The following is an 18,737-nucleotide window of genomic DNA, read 5'->3' on the forward strand; positions in this document are numbered from 1 at the left end:
GAGCGCCAGCTGTGGAAATCTTAATATTTCTTATTTACAAGTTTATAAATTCCTCCTTTTAATTCATAAGTGTAATAATTGTCAAATGCTGGGAACGTTGTAGCAACATATTTTAGTTCAAGACCATTTATGGTATACTGTATCTCGAAAGGAGAAATTTGTTTTTCACTAAAACTTACGGGATATTTTTCATACAAAAAGTTATTGATATATTTTTTTTCTGAACTAATCAATATAATTGCTCCTTTATAATCCATATCTAATATGCCTTTGAAATTTTTAAAATTTGAAAGCAATCCATATGAAACAGTAATATTTAATGAAGAATTCTTTTCATTCTTCTTAATATTAATGCTTATTACTTTCTCTGTTTTAAATAATTTGGAATATTTTTCTTCTATTTCATCAATAAATAATTTCAATTCTTTCCTAAAGGATTCATTATTTAATTCAATGTTTGAATATGACTTCTGCGAAAACACGAAGGAACTCAGAAGGAAAGTAATTACTAAAAGTAGCTTATCTACAATTTTCATTATCTTATTATAAAATTTGTTCAATTCTATTTTTCTTTTACTTATAGTATCACATGTTAAGTGCGTTACCCTTTATTAGGGTAAAATATTTTTCCCATCTCTTATAAACTGCTGTAATTCCCAATAATACCCATTGCTAAACTCATAGCGTACATACCCATATTCTTTACTCCACCAATACTTAGTTAAGTAGATTAGATTTGGATTTACGGGTGAACTCTCGGATTTTATTTCAAAAGAATTGTGCTTGAAGCGTGGAGATTCCACTTCTAATTTACTTAACTCATCTATTGATACTCGTGTAGGAGAATATCTAAGTGTATCCAATCTCTTGGTAAAATCTAAAGATAAATAATCTGGATCGTTCGCATAGATAGAAAGCATATTGATAAAAGTTCTTCGTATAGGTAATCCTCTTTGCAAAGGATAAGGTCTCTGAAGGGAGATTTCCCCTGTTACACTTAGAGTTTGAAATCTGTTTGGATTAAAGGATAGATTGTCATTAACAGCAGTCTCAAATGAAACTTTTTTTATCCAAATCGTATCAAATTCTCCCTTTGAAGACTTAAAGATCAAGATATCTTTTTTCTTATAGGGTTGCCATTCTTTAGACTCATCACTAATTTTATGTACTTTACAGCTTATGAACATAGAAAGAGATAAGATAAATAAGAAACTATTTAATTTTATACTGAAAATTTTTGTGTTCATTTCTTTTTTAATCTTGTGTTACACAGACTATAATTCAATAAATATATTTCGACAATTATACTAAAATTATTACCACAACCTCTTTCCGCTACCGGAATCTAAATATTTTGTAGCTTCAGGTGGAAAAAATAGTTAATGCTCATGGCCTTCTCCGTTTAGCTGTAAACTCTCCAGCGTAGGAGAAATATAAGGAATATTTAGGTTTAATCCTCTCAGAATAAAAAGAATTCCAAGTAAAACCATCAGATAAGGTAAAAATTTCAGGATTTTTTGTCGGGTTTGCAGACTTACCACATTTCCGGCAAGAACGGATGCAAACATGAGCGGAATTGTTCCCAATCCAAAACAAATCATGAAAACAGCGCCACCGCCGATGCTTCCCATCGCCATGGAACCCGTCAGCGCCGCATAAACTGCTCCGCATGGAAGCAATCCGTTTAAAAGACCGGTGATATAAAGCGAGGAATAATTCTTTTTCCTGAGAAATTTCCCAAGTCCCGATTTGATTTTATACATAATCCGGGCAAAAGAATTCATACCTAAGTTTGCTGCTCCCAGATTTTTGGGCAAAACAGCCAGTAGGATCATCAGGATTCCCACGGCGATGCTCAATGGGTTTTGAAATCCGGCAAATGAAATACTGTATCCTACTATTCCCAGAATAGCGCCCAACAAACCATAAGTGGTAACACGCCCAAACTGATAGGTAAGATTCCTAAAGGTAAAATCAAATTTGTTTTCGGGGTTTAGTCCGAGTGAAAAGGCAATCGGGCCGCACATTCCCACACAGTGCAGGCTCGAAGCGAGCCCGAGCATCAATGCGATTATGAGGAGGGAGTTTTCCAATTCACTGTCTTTTTAAGGAGATAATCTTCTCCATTTTCTTTCCATCGGATGGAAACTTCATATTCACCGTCTTTAAGTTTTGTAGCATGCACCAGCTGTTCCTTTCTTGAATTCAGATCCAGCGGTTGCAAAATATCTTCATCACTGTTGTTGGAACGCAAAAAAAGAATTTCACCACTTTGTGGTTCTTGGTAAAAACGGATCAGATAGCCGTTGGCTTGTTGAATTAGTTCCGGCTTTTGCGCCAAATTATTGGTCCTTTTTGCAGCGTTTATGTCATCCTGATAATGAACTGTTTTGTCGTAATAATTATCCTCTACCATTTCGCCCATGTTACCGGCAAAAAAGACAAGTGATGATATGAAAATAATGAAACAGCCCAGTGCAATCATCAATCCGTGCAGCCATGTAAATTTAAATTTCGCCATAATTCTTTCTAATAAGGAGCTGAAAAACTTGTTAAATATTCGTCGAGTAAATTCCCGTCTTCATCTACTGCAATCATCACAACAGGTTCTTTGTAAGAACTGATGTCGTTCATGGGAATTCTTACTTCAACCACGCCTTGTTGAACATTTCCTTTTGTAAGCTTTATGTCATTGGGTCCGTCAAGGATACGGATCGAGCCGTTTTCGTGGGACTGGATTTCGAATCTGATATCCAAATCTCCGTTGGTTTTGTTATAAAGTGTGTACTGATAAACGTTTGAAATATTCTGACCTTCGATTTTATAATTTCGTCCGGGAACGTGAAGGAATTTAACTTCCACATCATTTCTACTGAAAAGGAATGCATTAATCGACAAAATCATTCCGATTAATACGAGTGTGTAAGCCAGCATCCTACCGGTAAATTTGAATTTCTTACCTGTTTCAATGTTCTCTTCAGAAGCATAACGGATGAGTCCTTTCGGGAGGTTAATTTTCTCCATTACTTCGTCACAAGCATCGATACAGGCTGTACAATTCACACATTCCAGTTGGGTTCCGTTTCTGATGTCGATTCCGGTCGGACAAACCACTACACATTGTTTACAGTCGATACAGTCGCCTTTTCCAAGCGCTTTTCTGTCTTCTCCTTTTCGGAATTTCGCACGCCCTGCAGTTGATTCACCACGTTTGAAATCGTAGGCGACAATGATTGTTTTTTTGTCAATCAAAACCCCTTGCAATCTCCCGTATGGGCAAACCAATGTACAGACTTGTTCTCTGAACCAAGCAAATATGAAATAGAAAAGTCCTGTAAAGATAATGAGTCCTATAAATGTACTCATATTGTTGGCAGGTCCTTCTTTTACCAAATCAAACAATGCATCTGAACCAATGATGTAAGCTAGAAATATATTGGCAATGAAAAAAGAAATCAGTGTAAAGACGGTCCATTTCAAAAGGCGCTTTCTGATTTTTTCTTCGTCCCAATCTTGTTTGGCAAGTTTCATCTGTTTGGGTCGGTCACCTTCAATCCAGTATTCAATTCTTCTGAAAACATGTTCCATGAATATGGTTTGAGGACAAATCCATCCGCAAAAAATTCTTCCATAAACAACTGTAAACAATACAATGAAAACGATGGTTGTAATCATCCCTATGGCGAGCAAAAAGAAGTCGGAAGTAAAGAACGGGAATCCGAAAATGATGAATTCTCCTTTGGGGATATTGAATAAGAATATAGGATTTCCGTTGGGTAATTTCACAAAAGGAGCCACAACCAGAAAGGCCAATAAAATATAGGCAACCCAAGTCCTGTAAACTGTAAATCTTCCTGATGGTTTTTTAGGAAACACCCACTTGCGTTTTCCTTTTCTATCCATTGTTACAATACTAGATCTAAACGCTTCTTCCTCTTCTGAAAGTTTAGCGAGATCCTGATCTTTGATTTGAGAATCGTCCATTTTTAGTTTTTCGATCCCATTTCAAAACCAAAATGGGAATTATTTATTGTTCTGACCGGCTGTTGCAGAATCAGTTGTAACGTCCGGAGTTGGTGTGGTAGCAGGAATTTCCGGCTCAGTCAGGTTCATTGGTGGTTGTTGTTCTCCACTTTGTGACCATTCACTGATTAAATCACCTTGTGGGGCGGCACCACCTTCATTTACACCAATTGTTGGTTCCTCCTGATTAAGATAGTAAACATAGGATGCAACCTTTTCAATCGCCAGCCCGGTCAGCTCACCTCTTTGTCCAAAGGCTCGCATCTGTGCATTGGTTGGGCTACCATTAAATATTATATCATATATATTATAGAAAAGACTGTCTTGTGTTTTGTTAATCCAATTGTCATCCGTTAAGTTCGGCCCTATACCTCCACCACCGTCTGCTCTGTGACATGTTGCACAAATAGTTTCAAATGTTTTCTTTCCTTCGGCTATTGCCTGGGCATCCAAATATTTATTTGTGGCTTCTGCCATGGTGATGTCATTTTCTTCAATCCATTTATCAACTCTGGCTTGTTCTTTAGTGTTGAATTCTTCATACTCTACTTCGGGATGCGCAAAATCTGTAAAACTAAATGCCAATAAATATACTACCATAAATACAATACCCATGTAGAACATTGCAAGCCACCACTGCGGAAGTGCGTTGTCAAGTTCTTTGATACCGTCAAAACCATGGTCAAGTATGATGGCTTCCTCCTCTTCATCAGATTGGCGTTCACGTCCACTTTTCAAAAGTCTTTTGAAATAGTTCTGTTTGGACATTACCAGATAATTCTGCTGCTGTTCAGATGAGAGTTTCTTGAATCGTTGGCTCTCTACTACTTGATTGATAGCATTTATAATAAGAATCATGATAAGAGAAATAACCGTAATTGCCAGTGGAATCCAGCTTGACATGGTATTGATGAATTGATTCCAGGTGTTTGAGAAAAAGCCCAAAATCCCAGGCTCCATATCAAAGTTTACTGGTGTAACCATCATTAACGTTCCGATTATGAAAATCATAACAGAGGGAATCAGAATATAACCTGGCGTACGTTGTCTCATAGTTCTTGTATTTTTACTGTTCAAATCCATAGGATCTGATTTATTCTTATTTAGTCTTATCTATCTCGTCGTCATCCAGCGGACGATTTGCGTCATCTTTATAATATTCTTTCGGTCTTTTCCATATAAAATATATCAATCCCAGAAAGAAAATTACAAATAGCAGCAATGACAGTGTTTGCAGAATGCCTGCGTTTTCGTAATTGGTAAAAGCGTCTTTAAAATATTTTAACATACTTATTCATTTCCTACACCTATAATGGATGTAGTTTCGGTTTGTTCCGTTGAAATATCTGTACCCAATCTTTGCAAATAGGCAATCAGCGCTGTAATCTCGCGGTCTCTTAATGGCACAAACGCTTCTCCTTTTTCTTGGGCTTCACGCTCATATCTCTCTTTCAATTTGACATCTGCATCAAAAATACTTTTCTCGATTGCAATGGCTTGTCTGTCCATAGAAACAGTCATACTGTCAAAATCTTCTTCTTCATAAGGAACGCCCAGCTTAACCATTGTCTTCAATTTGGCATCCGTTAAACTGCGGTCAAGTTTATTGGTAATTAACCAAGGATATCTAGGCATAATGGAGCCCGGAGAAGTATCACGCGGATCCCACATGTGTTTGTAATGCCATGCATCTGGGTTTCTTCCACCCTGACGGTGCAAATCCGGACCCGAACGCTGTGATCCCCAAAGGAATGGGTGATGGTAAACATACTCTCCCGGTTTGGAATATTCGCCGTAACGCTTCACTTCATCCCTGAACGGACGAATCATCTGCGTGTGACAAGCATTACATCCTTCCCGTATGTACAAATCTCTACCTTCCAGTTCAAGCGGTGTATAGGGTGTTACCGAAGCTATGGTCGGAACATTTGATTTCACAACTATCGTTGGAATGATTTCGACTGCGCCTCCAATGGCTACTGCTACGAAAGACAATACAGTCAATAAAGTAGGCATTCTTTCCAACCAAGTATGTGCTCCTTCTCCTTTTTTACGTGCATTGCTGATTTTAGCAAGTGCAGGAGCTTCCGCTTCTTCGTTCGGAATATATTTTCCTTTTCTAACTGTTTTCCAAACATTGATAACCAGCATGATTGACCCTATCAGATATAGAGTTCCACCAAAGGCACGCATCGGATATAACCAGTCTTTCAAAATAGTTACGGTTTGAAGGAAGTTTCCGTATTTCAAAGTTCCGTCTTCGTTAAATTGTTGCCACATCAAACCTTGTGTCCACCCTGCAACATACATTGGAATTACCCAGAAAAGGATACCCATTGTACCAATCCAGAAGTGAGCATTGGCCATTTTATTGGATGCAAGTTTGGTGTTGAACATTTTTGGAATCAACCAATAAATCATACCAAAAATGATAAATCCATTCCACCCCAAAGTACCTACGTGAACGTGTGCAGGAACCCAATCGGTAAAGTGACCAATTTTGTTTAAGGTCTTAGTAGCCAGCATTGGCCCTTCAAAAGTCGCCATACCATAACAAGTGATTGCTACCACAAAGAATTTAAGCACCGGTTCTTCTCTCACTTTGTCCCATGCACCACGCAGCGTAAGTAATCCATTAAGCATACCACCCCAAGAAGGAGCAATCAGCATAATGGAAAAACCCGTTCCTACTGCCTGTACCCAAGCCGGAAGCGAAGTATATAATAAATGGTGAGGACCGGCCCAGATATAGATAAAAATCAAAGACCAGAAGTGAATAATCGATAATTTATAAGAAAAAACCGGACGGTTTGCTGCTTTCGGAACGAAATAATACATTAACCCAAGAATCGGCGTGGTCAACACAAAGGCAACCGCGTTATGTCCATACCACCACTGAACCAATGCATCCTGAACACCTGCATACAGCGAATAACTTTTCGCTGCTGTCAGACTCCAGGTTACCGGCAACTCAAGATTGTTGAATATATGAAGCATCGCCACAGCTGTCCAGGTCCCCAGGTAGAACCAAATAGCCACATACAAGTGACGAACTCTTCTTCTGTAAATCGTTCTCAGCATATTGGCACCGAAAATCACCCAGGAAATCGTAATCAAAATATCCAAAGGCCATTCGTGCTCAGCATATTCTTTTGAAGTATTGAATCCCAAAAGGAAAGTAACCAAAGACAAAAAGATGAAAAGCTGCCAGCTCCAAAAGTGCGTCCAGCTCATCAGGTCGCTTCCCATACGGGTTTTTAGCAATCTCTGCATGGAATAATAAGCTCCGGCAAAGAATCCGTTACCCACGAAAGCAAAAACCGCAAACGTAGTGTGGATCATCCTTAAACGCCCAAACCCCATCATACCGTTGGTCGCGGCAAGTCCGTCAATACTCCCCCCGATCCTCGGGTCGTCTGACCCAAAAATATAATCCGGAAGTTCCGGGAAAAACTTTAAGGTTGCAACCAAGACACCAAATGTAAAGGCCATCACAGCCCAAAAAATAGTGGCATAAAGGAAATACTTTACGATTCTGTTATCGTATTTAAACGTTTGCATTTGCATTATGAATCAATTTTGTCTTTAACTTTTTTATCATCTTTGAGCATTCTCACTGCGGGAGATTCGTCTTCGTCAAATTGCCCCTTTTTGGCGCCCAGTAAAAATAATCCTAAAAATACTGCAGCCAAAGAGACACTTGCCATCACCATTAAAATCACTATCCCCATAGCGCCTACAAATGTACAATAGCAACGCTAAAATTGTAATGATTTTGGTCACAGGGTTAGGTTTACGAAGTAATTTATACTCATTCTAAATTCTTGAATATCATTTTCGCGGAAAGCCTTGTACTTAACGTTGCAAAAATAACAACCGAAATGGAGCTAATGGGCATCAAAATAGCGGCTACCACAGGTTCCAGATTCCCTGAAATCGCAAACGCCAAACCTACAATATTATACAAAAAACTGATCAAAAAGGCAGTCCAAATAAGTTTAATGGAAAGTTTTGAAAAGCGTAAAAATTCAGGCAGAAATGCAAAATTTTTAGAATCCAAAATCGCATCGCAGGAAGGCGAAAAGTTATTGATGTCCTCAGATATCACAATCCCTGTATCACTTTGCTTCAATGCACCCGAATCGTTCAGACCATCACCGAGCATCAAAACCTCTTTTTCTTGTGACTGTAATTTTTCAATAAACAACAATTTATCTTCAGGTGACTGATTGAAATGAAAATTTGTTCGCTCCGGGAAAATTGTTTTTAGTTTCGCTAACTCCGAATCATTATCGCCCGACAAAATCGACAAACCATATTCGTCCAATTTTTCAATCAGATTTTCAAGACCTTTTCTGTATAAATTCTGAAATTCATATTTGCCTTTGATTTTTCCATCAGCGGAAATATAAACCTGCGTCTGATTGACAGGCGTTATATCTGTCGCTCCCACAAAGGATTTGGAACCAATCTTAATTTCCTTTCCATTGACAGAAGCAATCTGTCCTTTTCCAAAAATTTCTTCATAATGCTGAACCGAAATCAGTTGGTTGGTTCTCAATTTTTCATACAAAATACGACTCAACGGATGGTTTGAATTCTTCAGAACTGATTTTATTTCGCTTAATTCATTCACATTTAATTCTTCTCCCGAATATTTCACTTCAGCACTCTGATTTTCCGTAATGGTTCCGGTTTTGTCAAAAACAATTTCGTTCGTTTTGGCCATGGATTCAATCACCGAAGTGCTTTTAATGTAGAATTTTTTCTCGCCCAAAATCCGCATTACGTTGCCTAAAATAAACGGAGAAGACAATGCCAGCGCACAGGGACAAGTAATAATCAAAATCGCCGTCACAACCTGCATAATCTGGGTAGAATCATAAAAATACCAGAAAACGGCCGATGCCAGCGCAATAAAAAGTATGGTGATCACAAAATAGCGGCTGATGCTGTTGGTAAGTCGGTTCAACCCGGAATCTGCTTTTTGAAAAGCTTCGTTGTTCCAAAGTTGCGTGAGGTAACTCTGATTGACATTTTTGATCATTTCAAGTTCAATCACAGAGCCGGATTGCTTACCGCCAGCAAAAATTTTATCGCCCGGATTTTTACGAATCAGTTTGGACTCACCGGTCACAAAACTATTGTCAATCATCGCTTCGCCACGAATTAAAACCGCGTCAGCCGGAATGATTTCTTCGTTTCGGATTAAAATTCTGTCGCCCACTTTCAAATCAGAAAGCAAAGAAGGCTCTTCTATTCCGTCTTTGATTTTGACTACCGCAATCGGGTAAAATGATTTATAATCACGATCAAAAGCCAAAGCTTTATAAGTTCGCTGCTGAAACCATTTCCCAATCAGCATAAAAAATGCGAGCGCCGCAATACTGTCAAAAAATCCCGGACTTAAATCAAAAATTACGTCGTAAGTACTTCTGAGAAATAAAACCCAGAACCCAATCGCAATCGGAACATCTATATTGATAAATTTGTTTTTGATTCCCTGCCAGGCCGATTTGAAATAATCGGTGGCTGAGAAAAACATTACAGGCAGTGAAAGCAGAAACATTCCCCAACGGAAAAATTCCTTATTGCCTTCCAGCCAGGCTTCGGGGCTGTTATTTGAAAAAGGAAGTGAATATTCCGGGAAAGCCAGCAACATTATATTTCCAAAACAAAATCCCGCCACACCAATTTTCAACAAAAGCGTGCGGTCGTGTCCGTCTTGTTTTTTGTTCAGCGATTGTAGATTTACGGTCGGTTTATAGCCGAGCTGGGTCAGCAATCTCGCCACTTCACTCAATTTAATTTCCTGGTCTTTAAACGAAACCTGAACATCTTTCTGCGAAAAATGAACGGTCGAATAATTAATTGTTGGATGGATTTCGTGTAAACTCTCAAGTAACCATACACATGATGTACAGTGAATCACCGGAATATGAAAAGTTACAAGTGTGGTTCCGTCATCAGAAAAATCCACGACTTTTTCAAAGATTTCGGGTGTGTCCAGAAATTCAAAATGCCGATTCGCCTTATCGTCCGGACGTACGCCTGCATCACGGTTCATCGCATAGAAATCTTCCAATCCGTTTAGGTTTAGAATCTCATAAACCGTCTTGCATCCAAGGCAGCAAAATTGCTTCTGGTCGAAGAGGATTTCTTCGGCTTCAAGCTTTTGTCCACAGTGAAAACAATTGTCCGCCATACAATTTGCAAAATTACTTTCTAATTCAAGTGATTTGATGTAAATTTGACGTGATTTAAGTCATTCTTATTAATTATGTCCGATATATTAGAAAACGTCACCAACATCTGTACCTTGTTTGAAAACCCTGAAATTCTTCAACATTTCTCAAAAGAAGAATTGGCCGAATTAAGTCACGAAAAGAAAATCATTTCGTACAAAAAGGGCGAATCCATCATTGAAGAAGGGGCCACTCCCAAAGGAATTTACTACCTCGACAAAGGTACGGCTAAAATGTTCAAACTCGGTTTTAACGGAAAAGAGCAGATTCTGCGTTTTACAAAATCGGGAGACATCATCGGTTATCGTTCTATTTTATCCAAACAACCTTATGGCGCTTCGGCAACTGCAATGGAAGACACCGAAGCTTGCTTCATTCCAGAGAAATTCTTTTTGAAAGTACTGGAATTCCATCCGAAACTGGCATTTGACATCCTGAGAAGAATTTCTGAAGATTTAGGCGAATCCGCCCAAACCATTACTTTCCTGGCACAGAAAACCGTTCGGGAACGTTTGGCGGAAGTTCTGGTTTTACTCGAAAAAAAATTAGGAACCGACAAAGACGGGTTTATCAAGATTTCACTTACCCGCGAAGAAATGGCCAACCTCATCGGAACTGCCACTGAATCTGCTATCCGATTGATTTCAGAATTCAAAACAGATAATTTAATCGAAGTCGAAGGTAGAAAAATCAAAATCCTGGACCACGCTAAATTGGTAAAACTGGGGCACGTGAATTGATTTCGAAATTTAGAAATGAGTTGATTTGAAAATATTTTCAATAATAGGATTAAGCCTTTTAATCATTTTATTTCTTTTCCTATTTTTTTTGGAAGATTGATTTATTCCCTACAAATCCATTTCGATTCAATTCAAGACCAACAATTTTATTCATCAGCATTCTCGTTTCGATTTTTGTGGTAACATTTCTTCCGGGAAAATCTTTCCTAAAATCTTTCCATTTACTTTGGTTAATTCCAATTTTTTATTTGTTTTTCTTATTTACGATCAATTTGAAAATAATTGAAAAATTCGATTATTTTTTTAGTAAGAATGTGGATTTTAATGTAGAGCAACATATTGATACTAAATTTTGGCTTTCAAATTATATAATAATTGAAAATCAAGACACTATTTATTATAACCAAAATTCAAATTGGGAAAATTGGTTTTCTAAAGAAGAATTAAAAAAATTGGAAGTCAGAGAAAGTTTGACGCAGAAATATTATCATTTAAAGATGAATTAATTTTCAAATCTTCAAATTAGCTGATTTTCAAATTATTTAATTCTCCTCCTCAAAATATTCAAATAGAAAATCATTGTATGGAAAACGCGTAATGTGGATTTTTTTCACTTCTTCGTAAATCGTTTTTCGCAATTCATCCATGTTTTCCTTTTGGGTAGCCGAAATAAATAAAGTCGGATTTCCGCTTTTGGCCATCCAAGTGCGTTTCCATTCTTCCAATGAAATATTTTCCCGTTTGACTTCGGTCAAATCGTCTTCGTCTTTTTTGATGTAGGAAAAATTATCAATCTTATTGAAAACCAAAACCGTGGGTTTGTCTTTGCTTCCGATTTCATTTAGAATTTCATCCACCGAATGAATATGATCTTCAAAACTCGGATGCGAAATATCCACGACGTGCACCAATAAATCGGCTTCGCGCACTTCATCCAAAGTGGATTTAAAAGATTCCACTAATTGGGTTGGCAACTTGCGGATGAACCCAACCGTGTCAGTCAACAAAAAGGGAAGATTTCCGATGACCACTTTACGAACCGTTGTGTCAAGCGTCGCAAATAATTTGTCTTCTGCAAAAACTTCCGATTTACTCAAAACGTTCATCAAGGTAGATTTCCCAACATTTGTATAACCGACCAAAGCCGCACGAACGAGCGCACCGCGGTTTTTACGTTGCGTCGCCATTTGTTTATCGATGGATTTTAATTTATCCTTGAGTAATGTAATACGGTCGCGGATGATCCGGCGGTCGGTTTCGATTTCGGTTTCACCAGGCCCACGCATCCCGATTCCACCCCGTTGTCGCTCCAAATGCGTCCACATTCGGGTCAGACGCGGTAAAAGATATTCGTACTGTGCCAATTCAACCTGGGTTCTCGCATAAGAAGTTTGGGCGCGTTGGGCAAAAATATCAAGAATCAATTGCGTCCGATCGATGATTTTTCTTTCGACAACTTTTTCAATGTTTTTTAATTGGGAAGGCGTCAATTCGTCATCAAAAATGACCGTATCAATTTCATTTTCTTCAACAAACGCCGTGATTTCATCCAATTTTCCGGAACCCACAAAGAATTTGGAATCCGGTTTCTCCATTTTCTGGGTAAAGCGTTTTGCAACTTCAGCTCCGGCAGTATAAGCCAGAAACTCAAGTTCATCCATGTATTCTTCTAACTTTTCTTCGGGCTGATCACGTGTGATTAATCCCACGAGAACTACTTTTTCGTATTGTGCTTCTTTTTTCTCCAGCATAGGTTACAAATATAAATGTATCGGGAAAATCTTTCTGCAAGAAATGTGCAGATAATTAAAACATCGATAAATTTTTATTGCTTAAATTTAGCCTTTAAAAAAAATTCAAACATGAAAAAAGCATTGACAATTTTAAGTTTGGCCGGACTGATGGCGATTTCTCAATCACAAGTATCAACACCTGCTGCCAGTGCGCCAACTGAAATGGAGATAACGGTGGGTCTGACCAAAATTGAACTCGAATATTCAAGACCCAACAAAAATGACCGAGAGATTTTTGGCAATCTGGTTCCTTATGGAAAAATTTGGAGAACAGGTGCCAACAAAAACACAACCATCTCATTTTCAGACGATGTAATCATCGATGGACAAACTTTGAAAGCTGGTAAATATGCCATTTACACAAAACCGGAAAAGGAGAGTTGGGAAATTTATTTCTATACCGACACCGAAAACTGGGGAAATCCGGAGAAATGGGAGGAATCAAAAATCGCCGCCAAAACCACAGCTAAAGCCAATAAAATTCCTTTGGAAGTAGAAACTTTTTCCATCTCAATCGATGATTTGACACACGACTCAGCCAAATTAAATTTCCTTTGGGACAATATTTATGTGGAAACAAAAATCGAAGTTCCAACCGATAAAAAAGTGATGGCATCTATCGCAGAAACTATGAAAGGAAATCCGACGCCTCAGGATTATTTGGCCGCCGCTAATTATTATTACACAACCGGAAAGGACATTCAGCAAGCCAAAAAATGGATTGATGAAGGAATGAAAGACAACAAAGAACCGAGATTCTGGCAGTTGCGTCAGCAATCCTTGATTTATGCCAAAGCAGGCGATATCAAAGGAGCGATTTCATTGGCTCAAAAATCTTTGGACGCGGCCAAACAAGCAGGAAACGAAGATTACATCAAAATGAACCAAGATTCTATCAAAGAATGGTCGAAATAATCATTAAGAAATAACCTTGACAAAAGCGGCCGGGTTTCTCTGCCGCTTTTTTTTACTCTTTAAGCCAATTCTCAATCATTTTTTTTCCAAATGGTGTCAAAATACTTTCCGGATGAAACTGCACACCTCTGACATCAAATTCTCTGTGGCGAAGTGACATAATTTGTCCGTTCTCATCGACAGAAGTAATCTCAAGCTGATCCGGGAAATTCAGATTTGAAACAACCCAAGAATGGTAACGTCCGGCTTCAAATTCCATTGGAAGTCCCTTGAAAATCATTTCGTCCTCTACCAAAACTGAAATTCGGGTGGATTCACCATGAATAACCTTGTTGAGATTTATAAGATTTGCACCAAATACTTCACCAATTGCTTGTTGCCCCAAACAAATGCCGAATATACTTTTTGAAGCTGCAAATTTTTGAATAATTTCCAATAGTTTTCCGGCCTCAGAAGGAACGCCCGGTCCGGGAGAAAGTAAAATCTTATGAAAATTCCCTACTTCCGATAAGCTGATTTCCCGATTGTTTCGTAAAATTACTTCCGCACCGCAATCTTCCAGATATTGAACCAGATTATAAACGAAAGAGTCAAAATTATCAATTACCAATACTTTCAATTTCATCTGAATCTTTAGAGTTTTTATTCATGAATTGAATGAGCAACGCAATCAAAATCACCAAAGCACATCCAAACAAATTCAACCATAAATACGGCATCCAGTCAAATTTCCAACCGATGATCACAATGATTTGCGTAATGATTGCCGCAATGAATACCGAATTTCCTCGGACAAAACGGAAGAAAAATGCCAGCAGAAAAATCCCCAAAACATTCCCGTAAAATATCGATCCGATGATGTTTACCAACTGAATTAAATTGTCAAACAAATCCGCAACGCAGGCAAATAAAATCGCCAGCACACCCCACATAAGCGTAAACCATTTCGAAGCTTTCAGATAATGCCCGTCCGTTTCTCCGTCATTGTTGCGTTTGTACAAATCCATGGTTGTGGTGGTTGCCAACGCGTTTAATTCTGAAGCCGTAGAAGACATCGCCGCGCACAATGCCATGGCCAGCAACAAGCCGATAATGCCTTTCGGGAGATGATTCAGGATGAAATGAATGAAAACATAGTCTTTATCGTTGGTTTCAACCGTGGAATCGGCTTGGGAAATGATTTGACGTGCTTCTTCGCGCAATTCTTTGTCTTTGTTTTCAGCAGAAATAATGGCTTTTTTCAAAGCTATTTTTTCAGTTTCTTCCGCACTTACATAATTAAAAATCAAATCTTTTTTGGCTTCGAAATTTTCTGAATTCTCATTTTCCAATTCTGAATATTGTTCAAAATAGGTTGAGTTTTCAATGGATTTCTGAGCCACCGGATTAAAATTCAAAGGAGAAGAATTGAACTGATAAAACACAAAAACCATCACACCAACCAATAAAATGAAAAACTGCATCGGTACTTTGAGGAATCCGTTCATGATCATTCCCATCTGACTTTGCTTCACCGATTTCCCACTCAGATAACGCTGAACCTGGCTTTGATCCGTTCCGAAATAACTCAGCGAAAGGAAAGTTCCGCCAATGATCCCGCTCCAAATGGTATAACGGTTATCAAAATCAAAGGAAAAATCCAGAACATCCATCTTTCCGCTTGCTCCGGCAATTTCTAAAGCATTGGAGAAATTAATTCCGTCGGGAAGCGAATAAACCAAAATGACAAATGCCACCGCCATTCCGCCCATCATAATCGACATTTGCTGTTTCTGGGTGACATTTACCGCTTTGGTTCCTCCCGAAACAGTATAAATAATGACAAGCGAACCGATAATGATATTCAACCAAGTTAAATCCCAACCCAAAACCGCAGACAAAATAATGGACGGTGCGAAAATGGTAATTCCAGCCGATAAACCTCTTTGAATTAAAAACAAAGAAGCCGTTAAAGTTCTGGTTTTCAGATCAAAACGACTTTCCAAAAATTCGTAAGCCGTATAAACATTTAATTTATGATACAAAGGAATGAAAACCAAACAGATGATGACCATCGCAATGGGCAATCCAAAGTAAAATTGCACGAAACCCATTCCATCGTGAAAGGCCTGACCAGGTGTGGAAAGAAAGGTGATCGCACTGGCCTGAGTTGCCATTATGGACAATCCCACGGTAAACCAATTAGAGTCGTTTCCTTTCAGAAAATCCTGCACACTGCTTTGTCCGCGCGTCTTCCAAACACCGTAAACCACGATGAACAACATCGAACCGATCAATATAATCCAGTCAATTCCGTGCATCAGCTAAAAATTTTCATCAGAATGTAAAACACGAGAATGTATCCGGCATTGGCAAGCAAAACCCAGGTATAGGACTCGCGCCAGGATTTTTTAATGTGTGTTTCTTTTTCTTTCATTCTATTGATTTTTATAACGGATGTCATTCAGAGCAAAGCGCAGCGGAGCGAAGAATCTAAGATTCCTCGTTCCTCGGAATGACATTTATTTCCCTAAAGATAAAATATTTGCCAACAATCGATAAGCTCCGGGAACCCCTTCCGGTAATTCGCGGAAGAAACTCAATCCGGTGTAAACGTAATAGCCCTTTCCGTATTTCGCCACGAGCAAACTGCCTTTCATCGGCGCTTCACCTTTGTCATTCATTGATAAAATAGGCGTAAATTCTTTGCTCCAGTTGTCGGGAAAATACAATCCTCTTTCCTGCACCCAACCTTCGAAATCTTTCGAAGTGATTTTATTCGGAATATTCAAAACCGGATGATTTTTATCCAAAAATTTCACTTCCGAATTTTCATCGGTCACACGATCGCGCGAGAGTGTCAATGGAAACGGTGCAACTTCCTCTGTCAAAACATCTCGCGAAGTATTGTACTGAACTACTAAATTTCCACCGTTTTTCACATACTCAAACAAGATTTTATTTTTGAATTTTAATTCCGGAATTACGTTAAATGCACGAATTCCCAAAACAACGGCATCCAATCTATCCAAGTTTTCGGCTGTTATGTTTTGGGGCGAAATGATTTCCACTTGATATCCTATTTGACGTAGATTTTCAGGAACGGAGTCGCCTGCGCCCATGATGTATCCGATTTTTTCACCTTTCTTCTCGATGTCTATTTTGACCAATTTGGCTGAGCCGGGCAATAAAACTTTCTGTTCAGGAATATGATCGTAATTGATTTCAATCAATTGATTTTCATAAGTTCCAATCCCCACTTTGAGTTGTGGAATTAACTCTCCTTCGGACTGATTTTTAGGTGGATTGACTTCAAACCAAAAGGTTTTTTCTTCGCCTTTGGCACTCAAAGACACTTCCAAATTTTCAGGTGAAATCTTCCAACCATCCGGTGCTTTCAGGCTTAAATTTCCTTTTAAATCATCCGTAAATGCTTTGACTTTTACCGGAATTCTTTGTGAACTTTGATCGCCAAAAATCAAAACTTTTTCTTCGACATTGACCGAAACTTCAGGCAAAATCACAAAGGGTTTATAGGTTTCGCCTTTTGCCGGATCATTGTATTTGTAAACCACCGGTTTTTCGAGATGAAAATCCTGTCCCAAAATATTTAAGTTGAACAAAACGCTGTATGGTGGCGGCGCTTCCGGCAATCCAATCAATTTCTCATCGCTCACTTTGTACATTCCCAAACTTCCTTTTTCTTCGAGCCAATAAGGCGAACTTGGTTTCAAAAAGGCGGAACTGACCAAAGTTCTATCGGAACGATAAGCTTGATTGGGTTTTAAATCTTTGTTGAATTTTTCGAGCTGAATTTCATTTAATTTGATCGAAAGATCACTTCGGTTAATTGCTTCTATTTTCACATCGGCATTCCCACCAACCGTCGTATAGGGTTCTTTGGCAACCGCTTCCAAAAACAATCCGGAACAATGGTAAATGATGTTTTTTATTTCTTCTAATTTAATTTGTCGCCAATGTTTGTCTTCCAATTTTAAAATCAATTGGTAAGCTTTTATGAGTTCGGGAACGGATTTAGAGGGATTTGTGAAATCAAATTCCCGTTCTACTTTTGAGAGAATTTCTCCGATTGCCTTTCCGCCTTTTACACGGTTCCAGCTGGTATCAATTCCTTCGAAAACATCGTTTTTGGGCATTCCACCTTTGATCGGTTCCAGATATTCAATCGCAGTTCCACGAACTGCCGTCGCTCCAAATCCTTGCGAACTGTGTTGGCTTCGGCTTTTGGCTGCAATTTCGGAATTGCTCAATCCCAAAGTCGGATAATAAGACCCGATGTCCATTACAAAAAGATTGGTTTTATCGGCTTTTTCAAACTTTTCCTGACTTCCATAAAAAAACCAGGATTGGTTCCAAAATAAACGTTTGGGCTGCCAAGTCGAAAACTTTTTTAATTGTTCCGGAAAGGCTGATGAATTTGCGGCCAAATCAAAGGCTTCCACGCTCAACATCGCAGATGCGGTATGGTGTCCGTGCGTCGTTCCGGGTGTGCGATGATCGAAACGATTGATGATGACATCGGGTTGAAATTTTCGGATCACATACACCAAATCGCTTAAAACTTCTTCTTTGTCCCAAAATTGAAAAGTTTCTTCCGGATTTTTTGAATACCCGAAATCATTGGCTCTTGTAAAAAACTGTTCGCCTCCGTCAATTCTTCTTGCCTGCAAAAGTTCCTGCGTGCGGATAACGCCCAATAATTCCCGCAATTCCGGCCCGATTAGATTTTGTCCGCCATCGCCACGCGTCAGGGAAATATAGGCCGTTTGCGCATGAACATCATTGGCAAAATAGGAAATCAAATGGGTGTTTTCATCGTCGGGATGCGCTGCTACATACAAAACCGAACCGAGGAAATTCAGTTTTTGGATGGATTCGTAAATCTCGGCACAACTTGGTTTTTTAGGTGCCTGAGCAAAATTAAATTGGGACAATAAAAAAATGAGTGCAATAAAATATTGTTTATGCATTTTGTGGTTCGTTATTTTTTTTTTAAAAGCTAAAATTAATGAAATTAAAAT

General features: G+C 38.7%; 16 protein-coding genes. 2 read left to right on the forward strand and 14 right to left on the reverse strand.

The window, feature by feature from the left end:
- Positions 1-20 precede the first annotated feature (20 nt).
- The 10 genes from WBF63_RS06860 to WBF63_RS06905 all read right to left on the reverse strand — a co-directional run bounded on the left by WBF63_RS06860 (position 21) and on the right by WBF63_RS06905 (position 10,228).
- Positions 21-536, reverse strand: a complete 516-nt coding sequence (locus WBF63_RS06860) for a hypothetical protein (protein ID WP_424368970.1) — start codon at positions 534-536, stop codon at positions 21-23.
- 75 nt (positions 537-611) lie between these two features.
- On the reverse strand, positions 612-1,247 hold the full coding sequence (locus WBF63_RS06865) for a hypothetical protein (RefSeq protein WP_424368971.1): 636 nt from the start codon (positions 1,245-1,247) through the stop codon (positions 612-614).
- A gap of 132 nt (positions 1,248-1,379) precedes the next feature.
- On the reverse strand, positions 1,380-2,093 hold the full coding sequence (locus tag WBF63_RS06870) for a sulfite exporter TauE/SafE family protein (protein WP_424368972.1): 714 nt from the start codon (positions 2,091-2,093) through the stop codon (positions 1,380-1,382).
- Positions 2,072-2,521, reverse strand: coding sequence for a FixH family protein (locus WBF63_RS06875; protein WP_424368973.1), 450 nt, complete (start codon positions 2,519-2,521; stop codon positions 2,072-2,074). Before WBF63_RS06875 ends, WBF63_RS06870 begins: the two co-directional genes overlap by 22 nt.
- An 8-nt stretch (positions 2,522-2,529) precedes the next feature.
- Positions 2,530-3,984, reverse strand: a complete 1,455-nt coding sequence (gene ccoG, locus WBF63_RS06880; protein ID WP_424368974.1) for a cytochrome c oxidase accessory protein CcoG — start codon at positions 3,982-3,984, stop codon at positions 2,530-2,532.
- A 39-nt stretch (positions 3,985-4,023) separates the two neighbouring features.
- Positions 4,024-4,791, reverse strand: a complete 768-nt coding sequence (locus tag WBF63_RS06885) for a cbb3-type cytochrome c oxidase N-terminal domain-containing protein (protein WP_424368975.1) — start codon at positions 4,789-4,791, stop codon at positions 4,024-4,026.
- Positions 4,792-5,122: 331 nt separating this feature from the next.
- Positions 5,123-5,311: a cbb3-type cytochrome oxidase subunit 3 gene (locus tag WBF63_RS06890; protein ID WP_424368976.1), complete on the reverse strand. Its 189-nt coding sequence runs from the start codon at positions 5,309-5,311 to the stop codon at positions 5,123-5,125.
- Between the two features lie 2 nt (positions 5,312-5,313).
- Positions 5,314-7,590 (reverse strand): cytochrome-c oxidase, cbb3-type subunit II, encoded by a 2,277-nt coding sequence (gene ccoO / locus WBF63_RS06895; protein ID WP_424368977.1) that lies wholly within the window; start codon positions 7,588-7,590, stop codon positions 5,314-5,316.
- Complete coding sequence (gene ccoS / locus WBF63_RS06900) at positions 7,590-7,754, reverse strand: cbb3-type cytochrome oxidase assembly protein CcoS (protein WP_424368978.1); 165 nt, start codon at positions 7,752-7,754, stop codon at positions 7,590-7,592. The genes ccoO and ccoS overlap by 1 nt, the downstream gene beginning before the upstream one ends.
- An 80-nt stretch (positions 7,755-7,834) precedes the next feature.
- Complete coding sequence (locus tag WBF63_RS06905) at positions 7,835-10,228, reverse strand: heavy metal translocating P-type ATPase (protein WP_424368979.1); 2,394 nt, start codon at positions 10,226-10,228, stop codon at positions 7,835-7,837.
- 75 nt (positions 10,229-10,303) lie between these two features.
- On the opposite strand from WBF63_RS06905, the gene WBF63_RS06910 reads away from it, so the two are divergent.
- Positions 10,304-11,008, forward strand: a complete 705-nt coding sequence (locus WBF63_RS06910; protein ID WP_424368980.1) for a Crp/Fnr family transcriptional regulator — start codon at positions 10,304-10,306, stop codon at positions 11,006-11,008.
- 542 nt (positions 11,009-11,550) lie between these two features.
- On the opposite strand, the gene hflX is transcribed toward WBF63_RS06910, so the two are convergent.
- Positions 11,551-12,759 (reverse strand): GTPase HflX, encoded by a 1,209-nt coding sequence (gene hflX / locus WBF63_RS06915; protein ID WP_424368981.1) that lies wholly within the window; start codon positions 12,757-12,759, stop codon positions 11,551-11,553.
- 111 nt (positions 12,760-12,870) lie between these two features.
- Between hflX and WBF63_RS06920 the strand changes: the two genes are divergently transcribed.
- Entirely contained in the window at positions 12,871-13,716 is an 846-nt protein-coding gene (locus WBF63_RS06920; RefSeq protein ID WP_424368982.1) for a DUF2911 domain-containing protein, read from the forward strand.
- Positions 13,717-13,768: 52 nt separating this feature from the next.
- On the opposite strand, the gene WBF63_RS06925 is transcribed toward WBF63_RS06920, so the two are convergent.
- The 3 genes from WBF63_RS06925 to WBF63_RS06935 form a co-directional block, all read right to left on the reverse strand.
- Positions 13,769-14,341 (reverse strand): anthranilate synthase component II, encoded by a 573-nt coding sequence (locus WBF63_RS06925; RefSeq protein ID WP_424368983.1) that lies wholly within the window; start codon positions 14,339-14,341, stop codon positions 13,769-13,771.
- On the reverse strand, positions 14,316-16,016 hold the full coding sequence (locus WBF63_RS06930) for a sodium:solute symporter (RefSeq protein ID WP_424368984.1): 1,701 nt from the start codon (positions 16,014-16,016) through the stop codon (positions 14,316-14,318). Before WBF63_RS06930 ends, WBF63_RS06925 begins: the two co-directional genes overlap by 26 nt.
- Positions 16,017-16,217: 201 nt before the next feature.
- On the reverse strand, positions 16,218-18,686 hold the full coding sequence (locus WBF63_RS06935) for a PIG-L family deacetylase (protein WP_424368985.1): 2,469 nt from the start codon (positions 18,684-18,686) through the stop codon (positions 16,218-16,220).
- Between the last annotated feature and the right edge of the window lie 51 nt (positions 18,687-18,737).

Source organism: Moheibacter sp., from assembly GCF_049672845.1.
Taxonomy (GTDB): Bacteria; Bacteroidota; Bacteroidia; order Flavobacteriales; family Weeksellaceae; genus Moheibacter.

Coding starts and splice junctions, on each gene's coding strand:
- WBF63_RS06860 (WP_424368970.1), bottom strand. CDS start 536: ATGAAAATTGTAGATAAGCTACTTTTAGTAATTACTTTCCTTCTGAGT.
- WBF63_RS06885 (WP_424368975.1), bottom strand. CDS start 4,791: ATGTCCAAACAGAACTATTTCAAAAGACTTTTGAAAAGTGGACGTGAA.
- WBF63_RS06865 (WP_424368971.1), bottom strand. CDS start 1,247: ATGAACACAAAAATTTTCAGTATAAAATTAAATAGTTTCTTATTTATC.
- ccoS (WP_424368978.1), bottom strand. CDS start 7,754: ATGGGGATAGTGATTTTAATGGTGATGGCAAGTGTCTCTTTGGCTGCA.
- hflX (WP_424368981.1), bottom strand. CDS start 12,759: ATGCTGGAGAAAAAAGAAGCACAATACGAAAAAGTAGTTCTCGTGGGA.
- ccoO (WP_424368977.1), bottom strand. CDS start 7,590: ATGCAAATGCAAACGTTTAAATACGATAACAGAATCGTAAAGTATTTC.
- ccoG (WP_424368974.1), bottom strand. CDS start 3,984: ATGGACGATTCTCAAATCAAAGATCAGGATCTCGCTAAACTTTCAGAA.
- WBF63_RS06925 (WP_424368983.1), bottom strand. CDS start 14,341: ATGAAATTGAAAGTATTGGTAATTGATAATTTTGACTCTTTCGTTTAT.
- WBF63_RS06920 (WP_424368982.1), top strand. CDS start 12,871: ATGAAAAAAGCATTGACAATTTTAAGTTTGGCCGGACTGATGGCGATT.
- WBF63_RS06935 (WP_424368985.1), bottom strand. CDS start 18,686: ATGCATAAACAATATTTTATTGCACTCATTTTTTTATTGTCCCAATTT.
- WBF63_RS06905 (WP_424368979.1), bottom strand. CDS start 10,228: ATGGCGGACAATTGTTTTCACTGTGGACAAAAGCTTGAAGCCGAAGAA.
- WBF63_RS06875 (WP_424368973.1), bottom strand. CDS start 2,521: ATGGCGAAATTTAAATTTACATGGCTGCACGGATTGATGATTGCACTG.
- WBF63_RS06890 (WP_424368976.1), bottom strand. CDS start 5,311: ATGTTAAAATATTTTAAAGACGCTTTTACCAATTACGAAAACGCAGGC.
- WBF63_RS06930 (WP_424368984.1), bottom strand. CDS start 16,016: ATGCACGGAATTGACTGGATTATATTGATCGGTTCGATGTTGTTCATC.
- WBF63_RS06910 (WP_424368980.1), top strand. CDS start 10,304: ATGTCCGATATATTAGAAAACGTCACCAACATCTGTACCTTGTTTGAA.